At 42.9% G+C, this 14,918-nt stretch carries 19 protein-coding genes, 1 tRNA gene and 1 pseudogene; 12 read left to right on the forward strand and 9 right to left on the reverse strand.

The genetic code is table 11. From position 1 onward, the window contains the following. Window positions 1–108 precede the first annotated feature (108 nt). Entirely contained in the window at window positions 109–564 is a 456-nt protein-coding gene (locus F6J90_RS34685) for a DUF29 domain-containing protein (RefSeq protein ID WP_293104538.1), read from the reverse strand. Window positions 565–852: 288 nt separating this feature from the next. Here F6J90_RS34685 and F6J90_RS34690 point away from each other — a divergent pair. The 4 genes and pseudogenes from F6J90_RS34690 to F6J90_RS34705 all read left to right on the forward strand — a co-directional run. Next, window positions 853–1,254: pseudogene (locus tag F6J90_RS34690) on the forward strand (element excision factor XisH family protein); the annotation flags it as partial. After that, a complete protein-coding gene (locus tag F6J90_RS34695; RefSeq protein ID WP_293104540.1) occupies window positions 1,242–1,577 on the forward strand; it encodes a XisI protein in 336 nt (111 codons plus the stop codon). The pseudogene F6J90_RS34690 and the gene F6J90_RS34695, both read left to right, overlap by 13 nt. A gap of 16 nt (window positions 1,578–1,593) precedes the next feature. After that, on the forward strand, window positions 1,594–1,932 hold the full coding sequence (locus F6J90_RS34700) for a XisH family protein (RefSeq protein WP_366513962.1): 339 nt from the start codon (window positions 1,594–1,596) through the stop codon (window positions 1,930–1,932). 125 nt (window positions 1,933–2,057) lie between these two features. Then, complete coding sequence (locus F6J90_RS34705; protein ID WP_293105293.1) at window positions 2,058–2,321, forward strand: XisI protein; 264 nt, start codon at window positions 2,058–2,060, stop codon at window positions 2,319–2,321. Here F6J90_RS34705 and F6J90_RS34710 read toward each other — a convergent pair. Beyond that, window positions 2,318–2,440, reverse strand: coding sequence for a hypothetical protein (locus F6J90_RS34710; protein WP_293104543.1), 123 nt, complete (start codon window positions 2,438–2,440; stop codon window positions 2,318–2,320). The two genes, F6J90_RS34705 and F6J90_RS34710, sit on opposite strands and share 4 nt — an antisense overlap. A gap of 8 nt (window positions 2,441–2,448) precedes the next feature. Further along, window positions 2,449–2,691, reverse strand: a complete 243-nt coding sequence (locus F6J90_RS34715) for a type II toxin-antitoxin system Phd/YefM family antitoxin (RefSeq protein WP_071102785.1) — start codon at window positions 2,689–2,691, stop codon at window positions 2,449–2,451. Window positions 2,692–3,293: 602 nt separating this feature from the next. On the opposite strand from F6J90_RS34715, the gene F6J90_RS34720 reads away from it, so the two are divergent. Further along, window positions 3,294–3,467: a hypothetical protein gene (locus tag F6J90_RS34720; protein WP_293104546.1), complete on the forward strand. Its 174-nt coding sequence runs from the start codon at window positions 3,294–3,296 to the stop codon at window positions 3,465–3,467. A gap of 56 nt (window positions 3,468–3,523) precedes the next feature. Here F6J90_RS34720 and F6J90_RS34725 read toward each other — a convergent pair whose 3' ends face one another. Beyond that, complete coding sequence (locus F6J90_RS34725) at window positions 3,524–3,940, reverse strand: anti-sigma regulatory factor (protein WP_293104549.1); 417 nt, start codon at window positions 3,938–3,940, stop codon at window positions 3,524–3,526. A gap of 3 nt (window positions 3,941–3,943) precedes the next feature. Then, window positions 3,944–5,638 carry a SpoIIE family protein phosphatase gene (locus tag F6J90_RS34730; RefSeq protein ID WP_293105295.1) on the reverse strand — a complete coding sequence of 565 codons (1,695 nt, stop codon included), beginning with the start codon at window positions 5,636–5,638 and terminating at the stop codon, window positions 3,944–3,946. A 96-nt stretch (window positions 5,639–5,734) separates the two neighbouring features. Between F6J90_RS34730 and F6J90_RS34735 the strand changes: the two genes are divergently transcribed. From F6J90_RS34735 to F6J90_RS34750, 4 genes are read left to right on the forward strand one after another with little or no spacing between them, the layout of a single operon-like run. Further along, window positions 5,735–7,327, forward strand: coding sequence for a Na+/H+ antiporter (locus F6J90_RS34735; RefSeq protein WP_293104551.1), 1,593 nt, complete (start codon window positions 5,735–5,737; stop codon window positions 7,325–7,327). A 55-nt stretch (window positions 7,328–7,382) separates the two neighbouring features. After that, entirely contained in the window at window positions 7,383–7,568 is a 186-nt protein-coding gene (locus F6J90_RS34740; RefSeq protein ID WP_293104554.1) for a hypothetical protein, read from the forward strand. Window positions 7,569–7,578: 10 nt separating this feature from the next. Then, the gene (locus F6J90_RS34745) at window positions 7,579–7,878 is read left to right on the forward strand and encodes a Dabb family protein (RefSeq protein ID WP_293104557.1); all 300 of its coding nucleotides are present in this window, start codon (window positions 7,579–7,581) and stop codon (window positions 7,876–7,878) included. A gap of 30 nt (window positions 7,879–7,908) precedes the next feature. Next, the gene (locus tag F6J90_RS34750; RefSeq protein WP_293104560.1) at window positions 7,909–8,082 is read left to right on the forward strand and encodes a hypothetical protein; all 174 of its coding nucleotides are present in this window, start codon (window positions 7,909–7,911) and stop codon (window positions 8,080–8,082) included. 130 nt (window positions 8,083–8,212) lie between these two features. Here the strand turns inward: F6J90_RS34750 and F6J90_RS34755 are convergent, their stop codons facing one another. Then, complete coding sequence (locus F6J90_RS34755; RefSeq protein ID WP_083373549.1) at window positions 8,213–8,377, reverse strand: ribbon-helix-helix protein, CopG family; 165 nt, start codon at window positions 8,375–8,377, stop codon at window positions 8,213–8,215. Window positions 8,378–8,788: 411 nt separating this feature from the next. Between F6J90_RS34755 and F6J90_RS34760 the strand changes: the two genes are divergently transcribed. Continuing rightward, window positions 8,789–8,861: transfer RNA gene (locus F6J90_RS34760), tRNA-Thr, on the forward strand. 65 nt (window positions 8,862–8,926) lie between these two features. Here the strand turns inward: F6J90_RS34760 and F6J90_RS34765 are convergent. Together F6J90_RS34765 and F6J90_RS34770 are read right to left on the reverse strand one after the other, a co-directional pair. After that, window positions 8,927–9,658, reverse strand: coding sequence for a molybdenum cofactor guanylyltransferase (locus F6J90_RS34765; protein ID WP_366513963.1), 732 nt, complete (start codon window positions 9,656–9,658; stop codon window positions 8,927–8,929). Then, window positions 9,612–10,076, reverse strand: a complete 465-nt coding sequence (locus F6J90_RS34770; protein WP_293104563.1) for a pentapeptide repeat-containing protein — start codon at window positions 10,074–10,076, stop codon at window positions 9,612–9,614. The genes F6J90_RS34765 and F6J90_RS34770 overlap by 47 nt, the downstream gene beginning before the upstream one ends. Window positions 10,077–10,981: 905 nt before the next feature. Between F6J90_RS34770 and F6J90_RS34775 the strand changes: the two genes are divergently transcribed. Both F6J90_RS34775 and F6J90_RS34780 read left to right on the forward strand, forming a co-directional pair. After that, on the forward strand, window positions 10,982–11,152 hold the full coding sequence (locus F6J90_RS34775) for a hypothetical protein (protein WP_293104566.1): 171 nt from the start codon (window positions 10,982–10,984) through the stop codon (window positions 11,150–11,152). A gap of 213 nt (window positions 11,153–11,365) precedes the next feature. Next, entirely contained in the window at window positions 11,366–11,509 is a 144-nt protein-coding gene (locus tag F6J90_RS34780; RefSeq protein ID WP_293104569.1) for a hypothetical protein, read from the forward strand. On the opposite strand, the gene F6J90_RS34785 is transcribed toward F6J90_RS34780, so the two are convergent. After that, window positions 11,495–14,854 (reverse strand): tetratricopeptide repeat protein, encoded by a 3,360-nt coding sequence (locus tag F6J90_RS34785; RefSeq protein WP_293104572.1) that lies wholly within the window; start codon window positions 14,852–14,854, stop codon window positions 11,495–11,497. The two genes, F6J90_RS34780 and F6J90_RS34785, sit on opposite strands and share 15 nt — an antisense overlap. Between the last annotated feature and the right edge of the window lie 64 nt (window positions 14,855–14,918).

Here is a 14,918-nt window from a genome sequence, read left to right on the forward strand (position 1 = left end):
GGTAACCCACGATTATGTATACTTCTTGTTATTTCTCTCATGTTAAGAGATTAGTTAATGGATTGAGTGGCGTTAGTATAACAATGAATTAAGCGATCGCATTTTAAATTAATCTCCATAAAAGTCTTCATCTAATAGCTGTTCAATTGTAAAAGGACATTGATTGGGATAGTCTTCAGGGTTCGGCTTACGAATGCCAAAGCTGGCTTTTTTACCTTCTTTTATAGCTAACCTTCGACCATCTTGATAAGCTTTAGCGATCGCTTCTTCTAAATAACGTTTAAATGAAGGACTTTCTTGTAAATCTTTTTGGATACGAAACCGATGTTCTGTGACTGAACTATACCAACTTCCTTTCATAGAATCAGGAGCGTCAGTTTGAACCATTATTTTGAGTAAATGGGCAATCAAGATGGTTAAATTGCTAATGAATGCTCGCTTTTCAGCCTTTCCCATCTCCTCTAACTCAAGCAGCAAATTATCCCAATCAATTGCCGATAAATTTTTGGCTTTTATTTGTTCAATGATGATTTCTCGCCAACGGTTAAAATCTTGTTCATACATAGTTTATTATCAGTTAAAGTTAAGGCTTTATACCAACAATAAAGGAACCGATTTAGAAGTAGTATTATTATACCATTAAAGTTGTAGTTTGGGTGAAACGATAGTTAAACCCAACACAGGATCATGTAAATCTCACTCATCAAGATTTACCGTAAAGTACATCGCACTATCCTAATAGTTTGTCAGATGCGGCCTGTGTTCCTTTCCCTCTTCCCAATAAGCGCCGCCACATCACCTGTATAATTGAGTTAATCTAAGTTCTAATGTCCAAAAGAGCCTAACCGCGATCGCTACCATAATGGTGTTCGCCGTGCCCTTGAAAAAGACGGGTGGTTGATTACTGATGACCCCCTTCGCCTGCGTTGGGGTAGGCAAGATATGTATGTCGATCGAGCAGCAGAAAAACTGCTCCTAGCGGTCAAAGGTGAGCAGCAGATTGCCGTTGAGATTAAGACTTTTGGTGGTCCGTCCTCAATTGCCGATGCCCAAAAATCCCTGGGTCAATATTTTATTTATCTGTCTGTGATCAAACGCTTAGAACCGAAACGGAGGCTTTATCTAGCACTCCATGAAGAAGTATACGAAGATTTCTTCACACAACCCCTTGGAGAAATCATTCTCAGTGATTACAAAGTCCCTTTTATTGTCTTTGACCCTGAGCAGGAGGTTATTATCCGATGGATAGATTAGATCATTACCGCAAACTGATTCGAGATATTCTAACTGATCATACAAAAGTGCCCTATAAGCATGGAGATATTAAGTTTGAGACAGTCTTTGATCCTGAATCGGATCGCTACCTGCTGATGATTTTAGGGCGTGATCAAAAACGATATCAGCATGGTTGTTTGATTCATGTTGATATTATTGACGGTAAAATCTGGGTTCAACGAGATGGAACTGAAGTTGGAGTTGCTCGCGAATTTGTTGAAGCTGGTGTCCCAAAAGAGCAAATTGTTTTGGGTTTTATGTCACCTGAACGCAGGAAAGATACAGAATTTGCTGTTGCCTAGCACTTTATTATCCAAAATGGCTAAAGAAGTTTTCCATCAACAGGTTAAAAATGCTTTGATAAAAGACGGATGTAAGATCACTCACGATCCTCTCACGATTCGTATTGGCGAAGTAGTCAAATTACAAATTGATCTGGCAGCAGAAAGTGCCATCGCAGCCGAACGAGATTCAGAAAAAATTGCTGTAGAAATTAAAAGCTTTATTGGTGACTCAGATATCAGCACATTTCATACGGCGTTAGGGCAATATCTTAAATATTGTCAGGCACTTAAAGAACTTGAACCCGACCGCATTGTTTACTTAGCTATTCCTTTTGAAACTTATCAAGATTTTTTTCAGTTTTCTTTCATCTAACGTGCTCTTAGACGTTACCAAGTGAAATTGATGATTTACGATCCGAAATTGGAGGAAATTAAGCAACGGATAAACTAGAGCAATATCGGCAATTTGTCAAGCATATTTTAAATGAACACTCCCAAATAGCAACCACTACTGATACGGATACGGTGAAAGCTGAGCTAATATTTGATAGCGAACACGACCATTATCAATTGGCTTATGTGGGTTGGCAAGGAGATAAGCGGGTATTTGATCCTGTGATGCACTTTGATATTATTGATGGCAAAATCTGGATTCAATATAACGGTACTGAAGACTCGGTTGCTGAGAGGTTAGTGGAAGATATCGTTCTGGGTTTTCATTCCGCTTTTAAACGCCAATTTACCCGTTATGTAGTTGGTTAAAAATCTGAGAAGAATATTTTATTGTCAGGGTCTTGAATAGTCTCACGAGCCGTAGCAGAAAGTCGGGGATCGTCGGCAGCCCACCACAAAAAGGCATTTGTATCAAGTAGAGCTTGCATGTGATCGGTTATCCTTGACCGTAAAAAGATTCTAAAATCTCTTCAGGGAGAGGATCATCAAAATCATCGGGAACAACCAAACGCCCTTTGTCGATGCCTGGAACTCTTGGTTTTGGTGGTTTTATTGAGGGAATAATCCTTGCCATTTCCTGCCCCTGTGCTGAAATGATAATTTCTTCTCCTTTAAGTACCTGACTGAATAATTCAGAGAATCGTTGTTCAGCTTCTTGTTGGTTTACATAAATCGCCATATCTTCATACAGGCAAAAAAAATAACCATGAATAGATCTATTATAAACCTTTTAACAGCTTGGCTCACGTAAAGTTAAACAAATGTAAATCCCTTGGAAAAACCTATATTATCAGCATCCTACCTGCTGACGGGGCGCTTATCGCCCGGTCAGGGGTTGATTAAAATATTTCTTTACATGATGGCGTGATTTTTCCTGTGCTTATCCTGATACTATATACTCAAAATTATTTAGTAGATTAAAAAAGGGTAAGTCCGAAAAGCTATTGTTTTCAGTCGTCAGTCATTCCCAGATGGAAACTTGTCAGAATCAGTTTTTCAAGGGATAGGGCTATAAACTGTAAAACTAGCGATCGCTAGTTTTTTATCTACTGATTTGATCTAGTCAAAAGAGGCATTTACTTCTATTGTGCTTCCATCCTGGCATCGCTGTTAGATAAAAAGTAAGCATTCAGCCGTCAGCATTCAGCCGTCAGCATTCAGCTGACTTAACAAAGATTAAACGAATGCTTACTTGTTTTATTTAAAATCTCAAAGCTCAAAGCTGAGAGCTGAGAGCTGAGAGCTGAGAGCTGAGAGCTGAATGCTTACGCCGAGTCAATTATGGATGCAGGGAAAGCAAAATACTATTATGAAGCAGTAGAATGGCTGAAAAAAGCCCGTGATGCTTATCTGGCCTCGGATAGAGAACAAGAATGCTCAGATTCTCGTAATAAATTAATAACTATTCATGGCCGAAAGCGCAAACTAATGGGGTTAATTAAATCAGAAATGTAAGTTAATTAAAAATTGAATTTAGGGACAAAACTTTAGCGACAAAACTTTTTTATAGGCTACTTGGCTAAGCTGACTTGCAACTCCAGGCAATTCCGGCCATTGACCTGTAAGCGATACTCCACCCGATCCATTAGTCGATGGATAATTAGCCAGCCATAGCCGTTTTCCTGTAAATCACCTGGATTCGGTGCTTCATAAGAGGATGGGTCAAATCCTTGACCATAGTCCCAAATCTCTAGAGCAATATCCCGTTCTTTGAGTTCTAGGCGAATCAAGATCGGTAAATTCGGTTGATCGCGATGAGCATGACGAACTACGTTAGAGTAAGCTTCCACTAACACCAATCGCAAACGATTGGATAGACTAGGCCAATCAACACGATTTCCGAGTTCAACCTGCAAAATCCCCATAAACCAGTTTTCGACAATGCTCAAAAACTTCAGGTCGCTCGGTATCTGTAGTTCTGTTTTCATCCACTACAATACCTCCAGAGATACTAGGGTTTGGTCGTCTTCCTGAATCGGGTTGGTACGCTCTCGAATCCGAGCTAATAAATGACTCAGGTCAAAGGGAGCAGGCTCCTGAAGCAGAAGCTCCCAAAGACCGGATGACTCAAGCCTAGAACTGGTGCTGGTTGACCCATCGGATGAAGAACCTGTCACTGGATTCACTGGATTCAGGGTTGCTTCCGTAATTCCATCACTTGTTAGTAGCAGGATGCTACCTGAATTTAATCTTAAATGTCCTGATTCCGCCTGCCAAATTGGCAAAATTCCTAAGGGAATACCCCTAGCCTGAAGGTAAGTCGGCTCTGGAGTTTTTGACTCTGAGTGTTGTTGGACTACTTGGTGATCAGACCAAACCATAGGATAGGTATGACCAGCATTAGCATAAACCAACTGTTGCTTGTCAGGGGTATAACGAGCCAAGACCAGGGTAATAAAACGGTTGGTATTATAAAGGTCATCTGACATGGTGTGGTTAAGATTTTGGATCACTGTTTTTGGGTCTGGTGATGTTTCTTGAGCAAGTTCCCGTCGTAACATCGACATGGCACTGGTCATAAATAAGGCAGCAGGTACGCCTTTACCGGACACATCTCCAACTGCTAGCCATATATCTCCTTGGGGATGAACATAGACTTCAAAAAAATCCCCACCAACCTGTCGCGCTGGGGTGCAGTGAGCTTGCACTCGCACCTGTTCCATCTCTGGCCAACTCTGACGTAGCAAATTATTCTGAATCTGGCGAGCTACATCTAGTTCATCCCGCATCTGCTGAGCCTGTAACTGGGTGCGTTGCAGTAGTTTTGCCTGAGAAATCGCTAACGCTGCTTGTTTAGCAACAGCTTCTATCAGCTGGATATCTTCTGTATTCCAAGACCCCTCACTCTTTTGCTGGTAGAGACACAACACCCCTAAGATCTGTTGTTGGTCCGGTAGGGGAACGATCAAATGCACCGAATTCTGACCATCCCTTGTTTCTTGCCACAACTTAGTCTCGGGTTTCTCTAATACCTGTTGTATCATCAAATCAGAATTAGGGATATGAGGTGTATTGCCATCACCAGAAACCTTGTAGGTGAAACATTCTGGTGTGAGTTGGTTGAACTCTACCGGTCGCAGGATACAAGCGGTAGCATCAAAGGCTTGACCCATGGTGGTCACTACCTTTTGCAGTAGATTACTATAATCTAGAGATTCTCGAATTGCCGTTGTCACCATATTGAACAATTCTTCCCGTCGTAAGGCACGAGAAAGTTCTTTAGTTCTTTTTTTTAGCACTTGGTAAGTTTCCGCAGCTTGTCGCACCACTGCTTTTAGTGCCTCACCCTGCCAAGGCTTTGTGATGTACTTATAGACCTTACCTGAGTTAATCGCTTCCACCAAATCTTCTATATCTGTGTAGGCAGTCAACAGGATGCGAATTGTATCTGGAAAACGCTCTACTGTCCTGCTTAAGAATTCTGTGCCATTCATTCCCCCTAGGCGCTGATCTGAGATAATAATCGCCATCTCTCCTTCGGTGTCCAAAATATCTAAGGCGGTTATGGCATCATTAGCTCTGAAAACTTGAAATTTTCGGCGGAAGGTTCTGTAAAGTAGATCTAAGTTGTCAGACTCATCGTCTACTACCATCAATTTGAGTTTGTCTTGATTTCCCTGACTCATCACTAATTTTGCTTGGTAAGGGGAAAACCGAAAACTCCTGTGATTTTACCCACGGGCAGGAGGCTTTCCCCTTTGAGTTTAACTTGGAGTTTCTGTATGTCCCTAGAGTCCACTGTCGGCGAAGTCGCCATTAAGCAAAACCTCGAACAGTTTCTCCTAGTGCTGTCGGTGTCTTTGAGTGTGGCAACCTTATCTCGAATTTTTTCCTGGTTCCGTAAAATTCCTTACACCCTATTACTGGTAATTGTTGGGTTAGGGTTGGCTTTTGTGGATGTCCGACTGGTTAACTTATCACCAGAACTGATTCTGGAAATTTTCCTACCCCCCCTACTCTTTGAAGCCGCTTGGAATATCCGCTGGCGGGACTTACGACGGGATTTGGTACCGGTGAGTCTATTTGCGATCGCTGGGGTGATTATTTCTGTAGTTGGCATTGCCTTTGCTATCAATCAGCTGACAGGACTACCCCTGACCATTGCTTTATTGGTTGGAGCCAGTCTTTCTGCCACTGACCCAGTTTCGGTTATTGCCCTATTTCGGGAATTGGGTGCGGATAAACGGCTGAAAACTCTGATGGAGGGGGAAAGCCTATTTAATGATGGGGTAGCAGTGGTTGCTTTTAGTTTATTAGTCGGACTACCCCTAGGACTAGAAGAATTTTCCATTGCCACTAGTGTTGCCCGTTTCTTAGGGTTTGTGGGGATTGGGATTGGCATCGGTTGCATCATTGGTTTTGGAATTTCCTACGCCACCCAACGCTTTGATTTACCCCTGGTGGAGCAATCCCTGACCTTGGTTTCTGCTTATGGCACTTATTTAATTGTGGAGGAACTAGGGGGATCCGGTGTGATTGGGGTAGTCACCGTTGGGGTGATCTTGGGCAATTTTGGCTCCCGGATTGGTATGAACCCCCGTACCCGGTTGATTGTGTCTGAGTTTTGGGACTTTTTAGCCTTTTTTGTGAACTCGATTGTGTTTCTACTGATTGGTGACCAAATTAGGATAGCTAGTTTAGGCCAAAATATCCACTTAATTGCGGTTACTATCTTGGCTGTACTACTGACCAGAGCGATCGCAGTTTATGGTTTGGGCGCATTCAGCAATATCTTGGCCAACTCTGAAATTGGTTGGCGGGAACAAACCGTCCTATGGTGGGGTGGCTTGCGAGGTTCCGTTTCCATTGCTCTGGCCTTAAGTGTGCCAGTTGTGTTGGAAGGACGGCAAGATATTATCGAAACTGTGTTTGGGGTGGTATTGTTTACGCTCCTAGTCCAGGGGTTAACCACTCGATGGTTTCTAGAAAAGTTAAATTTAATTGGTGACCAACCCCTACGTCAGCAATATTCTGAAGTTCTTGCCCGTCGCATCGCCCTGAATCGGGTCAGAAATTATCTTGAGGAGGGCTTAAAGACCACAGAAATCGATTCGGACCTGTGGCGCTATCAAACCAAACTTATCGATACCCAACTGACAACGATTAACGATGAAATTGAGGAGTTACGGAGTAACCACCCTGAACTCGAAACTCTTGAGCTTGAGCAACTTCAAGAAACCATGTTAGATATTGAAGCTGATACCTACGCCGAATTTATTCGTTCTGGACGGCTCAATGAAAACCTTTCACCGATTATGCAGCAGGTACTGATTGAGGCAGATCAGAAAACCATTGATATTGAGGGTGTGAGCTAATTGTGAAATGATTAGGTTCTGAAATCGGTGTTTAATCTGAACATTTACTAATGCCATGAATCTTGCAATTCTCTACTGGGTGCTAATTGGGCTAATGCTTGTGGGAGTATTGGGAGCAACTCTTCCAGGTCTACCTGGCACAAGTTTGATTTTAATGGCGATGGCGGTGTGGTGCAACGCTATATACTGTTCCCTGTTCCCTGTTGCCTTTTTAAATCAATTTTTTTTTCAACCTAAATAGAAATTTAAAGATGATCGAGCATATTATTTTGTTCAAGTGGAAAGAAGACGCTTCAGCGGATGCGATCGCATTAGCTATGAATGGACTGCTGGCTATGAAAGACCAAATTCCTGAGATTGTAGAACTTTCCTGTGGAGAGAACTTTTCCCCCCTCAGGTCTAAGGGATTTCAGCATGCTTTGAGAGTGCAACTGGTCAATCGCGACGCTCTGAGTACCTATGCCGATCACCCAGCCCACCAGGAAGTAGTCCAGAACTATATCAAACCGATCCAAGGGGACATCATCGCAGTAGATTACGAAGTTGAGTAGCCTCAAGGATAGAGCACAGGAACTGAGGGGGTGAAAGTGTGGGGTGTGGGGTGTGGGGTGTGGGGTGTGGGGTGTGGGGTGTGGGGTAGCTGTACACATAAATCCAGAAGCGATGCAGAGGTGCGACCCGTGGCGAATTTAATTCGCCTACGGAAAACGCACCATTACGGTCTTGAGGGAAATCCCCATGAGCAAGTGCATTAAGACAATGATTGCCTTAGTTCCAAAAAAAGTTTTCCCTACACCCTAAACCCTAAACCCTAAACCCTACACCCTACACCCTACACCCTACACCCAGTAAGGCTAACAAGGTAGCTTGTCAACCCATCAGTTATTAGTCTTTGGGTGGTATGTCTCCTGCCTGCTGAGCTTTTTTAATCGCTCGTTTGAGAATTAGTACTGCCATTTGGGACAAGGAGCGCTCCTCGGCATCTGCCAATCGTTGAAGCGCTTCTTTGTCTTTTTCTTCCATATAGAGAGTTACGGTTACTTTAGCCATATGATTAACAATAATTTTTACTCTAGGTTTTTACCCAAATAAACATAAATTAACACAAATAAAAAGAAACTATATGTTATTCCATAAATTGTAATGGAAAGCTTTCTGCCGACCCAATAGACAGGTAGGTTTTTCCCTAACCAAGAGCAAAAGTTAACTAGGGTCGGGTCTGGGGAGCTATAAGTCCCGTGCTGTAACGGTCGGGGTCAGCGTCGGCAGGATGTGACTAGGACATTCAGAAAATTTTGCTACAGATCACCCTATCAGTGTGAGTTTGGGTTGTGGAGTGTGGGGTGATGGGAAGCTTTGACTAGATCCTTAGTCATTAGTCGTGTTATACTTAACCTATTGCCTAGTATTATAATTAGTGTTATACTTGTTATTGTGCTAGGTGTTATACTAGGAAAAGTTGCTGGTGTAGCTCAGTTGGTAGAGCAGCTGATTTGTAATCAGCTGGCCGCGGGTTCGAATCCTGTCACCAGCTTATAAAAAAATAGTTATATAAAACAACTAGGAATTTCTAGGAACTTCGGGCGTTATCTGCACCGCTTAATCCTGTATTCCCAACTGTTCTAGGTCAGCAGGGGTATTGCAGTTAAAAAATAGCTGGGTGTCACTGACTAGCAACTCCTGTACTGGATGCTGGGCCAACCAACCCTGAAATGACCTTCCCCCTTGATTGATAAACTCAGTGAGGCTCGGTAGACACTCGCGTCGGTAAAAACCGCACAGGGGTTCCCAGCCCTTGGGGTTTCGTGGCAAGAGTGCTATAGTGTAGCGTGACCTTTGGTCAATCCCATTGTCCTGAGTCTGCTGCAACTGCTTGAGCCAACCTTGCACAACCTCTGCTTTTAATTGGGGTAAATCACAAGCCAGTAACAGTACCCAATCTGTTTCAACATGTGCTAATCCTTGAGCAAATCCTACCAAAGGACCATGAGGTGTGGTCTCTGCTGGTAACGGAACTTCCTGAATGACACGACAAGTCTCAGGTAAGATATCCACGTATCGTTCTGGCCAGGGAGTGACTATATAGACTTGACCAGAGACTTGACCCGAGACTTGACCAATACAGCTGAGGGCAACATCACAGACTCTGCGCAGTAAGGGGACACCCTCAACCTGAATTAAAGCTTTATCCCTACCCATACGAGAACTTAGCCCTCCTGCAAGGACAATCCCTGAGAGGGGTAAGTCGTAATTAGTATTTGGCATAGCGCTGCCCATAGCTTGGTCAGGAACAGACAAGAATTCCAGAACGTAGACTGGCAGACTCCTCAAAAAAGATTGCCCCTCGTCGGTTTAGGTCATGCTTGAGATCCTCAGACATTCCTAAGTTATCTCCAAACTGAGTACTGTGTACTCGACTACCAATCAGGTTGGCATTACTCAGATTGGCACCACCTAGGTTAGCATGACTGAGGTCAGCACGACTGAGGTAGGTACCCATCAAGTTAGCATCACTCAGGTTGGCATTACTGAGATCCGCACATCTGAGGTAGGCACGACTCAAATCAGCTCCGTTTAGCAGGGCACCCTTGAGATTGGCATCACTTAGGTCAGCACCCCTGAGGTCAGCACCCCTTAAGTCAGCACCCCTGAGGTCAGCACCCCTTAAGTTGGCATCCTTCAGGTCAGTGCTAAGTGAATTGTCAGTTAACTCTAGAGCAACACCCTTCATTAGTTCAAGGAATTCCATTTACTACTCGAAATACACTCTGAAATACAGTAATACAACTATGAAATGCTCAGCACCCTGATCCCATCAACGGCTTTGGTTTATCACTTAGATTTATTGCCGAATTAAATTACCTCAAATTCTAATGAAAAACCAGCCTATCTTTTCACAATTGCTAATTTTTACGACATATTGCTGATTTTTTATCATATATGTCGTAGATTATAAAACTAACTATTTAGTGTTAACTAATTACTGGTTAACTAGTTAGTGATTAACTAGTTACACTATCTTTTCTAGCCCTATCTGGTTTCACCAATTACCATAATGTAAAGATTTAATTAATAAATTATTAAAATTAAGTATTTTGTGAAACCGCTAATATAGCAATCATAATCGATTTGTGAAAAATCCTGTCACTAATACCGTAAATCTGTTATCTAATATACCTCTTGGCAAAGTATTTAGGTAAGCCGTCAGCCGTCAGCTGTCAGCAGTCAGCTTAAAACAAGCTATCGGGCTGACGAGTTCAACGGACTCAAAGCCAAAGACTATCAATTACTCCCTTGGGCATTCGCGTAGCGTGGCCGTTCGCGTAGCGTGGCCAAAAGGCCAAAAGGCCAGGGAAGTGAGATGTAAGCATATGTGCTACGCGCACGCTACGCGAACAGCTTGGCAAAGACTTCGACGCTGATAGCTGATAGCTGATACGCGACACGCTGATAGCTGAATGCTTATCATAGGTTTTCACACTTCGTTACACAGTTAATGAAAAATTGATACAAAAATGGTATTTGATGACCATAATTAATTATAATTAATTCAGTAGCGGAAAATATTAGGTATAAACCTATTTAACCCCGCTGCTTTTAACCCCGCAGGGTTGTTGCTTTGACGGTAATTGCCTGTCCGCTAAGGTGACAACCTTGTGGAATGCTGATAGTGCTCATCAATTAAAGGAGGAGAAGGATATGCGCGGTTGTTCCATGCTTCTAGCTCTTCTAGTGTTTGCTGGATTGTTGTATTTTATCGTCAATTCTGGTACCTTTGAAGGGTTGATGGACACCATAACACCCTCGGAACGGCAATTGGAATAAGCGATAGCGTCGGGTGTGGGGAGATGGGGAGATGGGGAGATAGGGAGATAGGGAGATAGGGAGATAGAGAGTGAGATGATCAACAATATGCTTTGAAATTGGTATTAGCAATTCTTCCTCTACACCCATTGTTATAGTTGTTAATTGGTAATAGGGATTTGATAATGGCGATGTAATTGTGGTGTTTCACAGGAGCAATAGTCTTTTCCTCAATTGATAGCAGTCGAAGTAAAGGTTAAGACACGTTTTTATTCCCGATTCCCGATTCCCTGTTCCCTGTTCCCTGTTCCCGATTCCCGATTCCCGATTCCCGACTCCCGATTCCCGACTCCCGATTCCCGATTACCCACTCCCTAAAATCCCAGACTTGATATTAATCAACGCCTGAAACCGCTGATCTGAGCGAATGGTGTCAAAATCTGAGTCAGTTTTTGCCATGTCTCGATAGTCTTCAGGATTGAGAGTAATTGCCTGTTGCAAGTTATATAGGGCTAAGTCTACATTTCCTTGTAGGGCATAACAGCAGGCTTTGTGGTACCAAGCTTGGTGGTCATCGGGTTTAATTCTCACAGCTTTATCATAGGACTCAATCGCTGCTTCGTTTCGTCCTAATTTCGATAGGGCAATGCCCCGGATGTGCCAAACGTCGTGGTGATCCGGTTTAAATTTCAAAGCTTGGTCAAAGGAATTAATTGCTGCTTCGGTTCGTCCTAATTGCCATAGGGCAAACCCCCGAATTATCCAAGTATTATGGTAATCGGGATCGTAATCGGGTTTAAATTTCAAAGCTTGGTCAGACGAATCAATTGCTGCTTCGTTTCGTCCTAATTGCCATGGAGCCAACCCCCGGTTACTCAAAGCTTGCTGGAGATCGGGTTTAAATTTCAAAGCTTGGTCAAACGAATCGATGGCTTCTTCATTTCGTCCTAATTGCCATAGTGCAAACCCCCGGATGTACCAAACTACCCCCCGCATGTCCCAAACTACCCCCCGGATGTACCAAGCTATGTAGTCATCGGGTTTAAATTTCAAACCTTGGTCAAACGAATCGATGGCTTCTTCATTTCGTCCTAATTCCCATAGGGCAAACCCCCGGATGTACCAAGCTATGTGGTAATCGGGTTTATATTTCAAAGCTTGGTCAAACGAATCGATGGCTTCTTCGTTTCGTCCTAATTTCCATAGGGCATTCCCACGGAAATACAACAATTGATAGTCATCGGGTTTAAATTTCAAACCTTGGTCAAAGGATTCAATCGCTGCTTCTTTTTGTCCTAATTCCGATAGGACAAGCCCCCGGTTTGTCCAAACTTCGTGGTCATCGGGTTTATATTTCAAAGCTTGGTCAAACGAATCGATGGCTTCTTCGTTTCGTCCTAATTGTTGTAGCTCATTCCCCCGGATGACCCAAACTTCGTGGAAATCTGGTTTATATTTCAAAGCTTGGTCAAAGGATTCAATCGCTGCTTCTTTTTGTTCTAAATACGATAGGGCAATCCCCCGTAAATACCAAACTTCGTGGAAATTGGGTTTAAATTTCAAAGCTTGGTCAAAGGAATCGATGGCTTCTTTGTTTTGTCCTAATTGCCCTAAGACAATCCCCCGGATAATCCAAACTTCGTGGATATCAATTTTAAATTTCAAAGCTTGGTCAAAGGAATCAATTGCTGCTTCGTTTTCTCCTAATTTCCATAAGGCAAGCCCCCGCTTGATCCAAACTTCATGGAAATCGGGTTTAAATTTCAAAGCTTGGTCATAGGATTCAATCGCTGCTTCTTTTTCTCCGAAATTTGATAGGCAAACCCCCCGGATGAACCAAGTTAGGTGGTCATCGGGTTTAATTTTTAAAGCTTGGTTAAACGAATCAATCGCTGCTTCATTTTGTCTTGATTTCAATAGGGCAGTACCCCGATTTCTAAAAAGTTTGTGGTCATCGGGTTTAAATTTCAAAGCTTGGTTAAACGAATCAATCGCTGCTTCGTTTTGTCCTAATTCCGATAGGGCAAGCCCCCGGTTGTTCCAAGCTCCGTGGTCATCGGGTTTAAATTTCAAAGCTTGGTCAAAGGAATCAATTGCTGCTTCTTTTAGTCCTAATTCCGATAGGGCAAGCCCCCGGTTGTTCCAAGCTCCGTGGTCATCGGGTTTAAATTTCAAAGCTTGGTCAAAGGAATCAATTGCTGCTTCATTTTGTCCTAATTCCCATAGGGAAAGCCCCAGGTTGTGCCAAGCTTGGTGGTAATCTGGTTTAAATTTCAAAGCTTGGTCAAAGGATTCAATCGCTGCTTCGTTTTGTCCTAATTTTCGTAGGGCAATCCCCCGGTTGAGCCAAGCTTGGTGGTAATCTGGTTTAAATTTCAAAGCTTGGTCATAGGAATCGATGGCTGCTTTTAAACGTCCTAATTGCCATAGAGCAATCCCCCGGTGGTACAAAGCTTCGTGGTCATCCGGTTTATATTTCAAAGCTTGGTCATAGGAATCGATGGCTGCTTTTAAACCTCCTAAATCTGATAGCGCAATCCCCCGGCTAGTCCAAGCTAGGTGGTCATCCGCTTTTAATTTCAAAGCTTGATCATAGGATTCAATCGCTACTTCTTTTTGTCCTAAATCCGATAGGACAATCCCCCGGATCAACCAAGTTAGGTGGTCATCGGGTTTAAATTTTAAAGCTTGATCATAGGATTCAATCGCTGCTTCTTTTTGTCCTAATTGCGATAGTTCAAACCCCCGGATTTGCCAAGCTTTGTGGTGATCAGGTTTAAATTTCAAAGCTTGGTCTAAGTTAGCGATCGCGTCTTCATACTCTTTGGCAAAAACCAGTATAATTCCTAGTTCAAATAGTAAATCTGCTCGCTTCTCAGGAGTTTGATGCTCTGGTTCCAGGAGTTCTTCAATAGCGATAATTTTTTGAATTCTTTCTTCAGGAGTAAAAGACTGATATTTACCATAGTCACTTTCCTTTATAATCCGAGAGTATTCTTGCTGTAAATCCTCTGATTGGCTAGGAAAGTCAAACAGGCCAGAACGCCAGTCAAAAAAGTCCGGAGCGCGGTGGATAAAATAATTCAGGGAAAATGACCGTAAGAGAAACACAAAACAAATTTTAAAATTGTCTCGAAATCGTTCTCGCTGTTGGTTGAGATGATTTAAAATATGAGGAACCCCTTTCCAACTATAGGAATAAATTGCTTTGTTGTCCCATCCCTGCTGACGTTTCGCCTCTTCATACTTATAAAACGAGTATTCTAGACCTTGGATAAATAAAACATTGATGTGATCTCGATCGGGGATATCCTGAACAATGTCGTATAAATTATCAATGGGCTCCTCCAAGCGTAACACCTCTATATTTTTCTGAGGCAAATCCTGCGTAACCTGCTTAACTAACTTTTCTCCTTCTGCCGGATAACAACGGACAAATAATAATCCAAACCCTCTGCGCCTTCGGAGGGCACGGAGTAAGTCTTGGTATTGTTCTTCTGGACTCGCTGGCGGTAAATCATCGTCCGCATCTATAAGGTTTAGCATTGGTTGTAAGGGAGTAGGGAGTAGGGAGTAGGGAGTAGGGAGTAGGGACTTCGGAGCAGGGACTTCGGAGCAGGGAGTAGTGGGAAGAGTGTGGGGAGATAGGGAGATAGGGAGATAGGTGCCCTTGTTGATTTTGGGTATGATTGTGCCAAATTTTGGGAGTGATAAAACTCTCAAAGTCCCCCAAAATTGGGGGATTTAGGGGGCTTTAACAAAACCAGATGATCGCGCATTCATTCCT

This window comes from Moorena sp. SIOASIH, from assembly GCF_010671925.1.
Taxonomy (GTDB): domain Bacteria; phylum Cyanobacteriota; class Cyanobacteriia; order Cyanobacteriales; family Coleofasciculaceae; genus Moorena.

What these genes read in the sequence shown, in the direction of transcription:
- F6J90_RS34685 (WP_293104538.1), bottom strand. Translation starts at nt 564, where the DNA reads ATGTATGAACAAGATTTTAACCGTTGGCGAGAAATCATCATTGAACAA.
- F6J90_RS34695 (WP_293104540.1), top strand. Translation starts at nt 1,242, where the DNA reads ATGGATAGATTAGATCATTACCGCAAACTGATTCGAGATATTCTAACT.
- F6J90_RS34700 (WP_366513962.1), top strand. Translation starts at nt 1,594, where the DNA reads ATGGCTAAAGAAGTTTTCCATCAACAGGTTAAAAATGCTTTGATAAAA.
- F6J90_RS34710 (WP_293104543.1), bottom strand. Translation starts at nt 2,440, where the DNA reads ATGCAAGCTCTACTTGATACAAATGCCTTTTTGTGGTGGGCTGCCGAC.
- F6J90_RS34715 (WP_071102785.1), bottom strand. Translation starts at nt 2,691, where the DNA reads ATGGCGATTTATGTAAACCAACAAGAAGCTGAACAACGATTCTCTGAA.
- F6J90_RS34720 (WP_293104546.1), top strand. Translation starts at nt 3,294, where the DNA reads ATGGATGCAGGGAAAGCAAAATACTATTATGAAGCAGTAGAATGGCTG.
- F6J90_RS34725 (WP_293104549.1), bottom strand. Translation starts at nt 3,940, where the DNA reads ATGAAAACAGAACTACAGATACCGAGCGACCTGAAGTTTTTGAGCATT.
- F6J90_RS34730 (WP_293105295.1), bottom strand. Translation starts at nt 5,638, where the DNA reads ATGAGTCAGGGAAATCAAGACAAACTCAAATTGATGGTAGTAGACGAT.
- F6J90_RS34735 (WP_293104551.1), top strand. Translation starts at nt 5,735, where the DNA reads ATGTCCCTAGAGTCCACTGTCGGCGAAGTCGCCATTAAGCAAAACCTC.
- F6J90_RS34740 (WP_293104554.1), top strand. Translation starts at nt 7,383, where the DNA reads ATGAATCTTGCAATTCTCTACTGGGTGCTAATTGGGCTAATGCTTGTG.
- F6J90_RS34745 (WP_293104557.1), top strand. Translation starts at nt 7,579, where the DNA reads ATGATCGAGCATATTATTTTGTTCAAGTGGAAAGAAGACGCTTCAGCG.
- F6J90_RS34755 (WP_083373549.1), bottom strand. Translation starts at nt 8,377, where the DNA reads ATGGCTAAAGTAACCGTAACTCTCTATATGGAAGAAAAAGACAAAGAA.
- F6J90_RS34770 (WP_293104563.1), bottom strand. Translation starts at nt 10,076, where the DNA reads ATGGAATTCCTTGAACTAATGAAGGGTGTTGCTCTAGAGTTAACTGAC.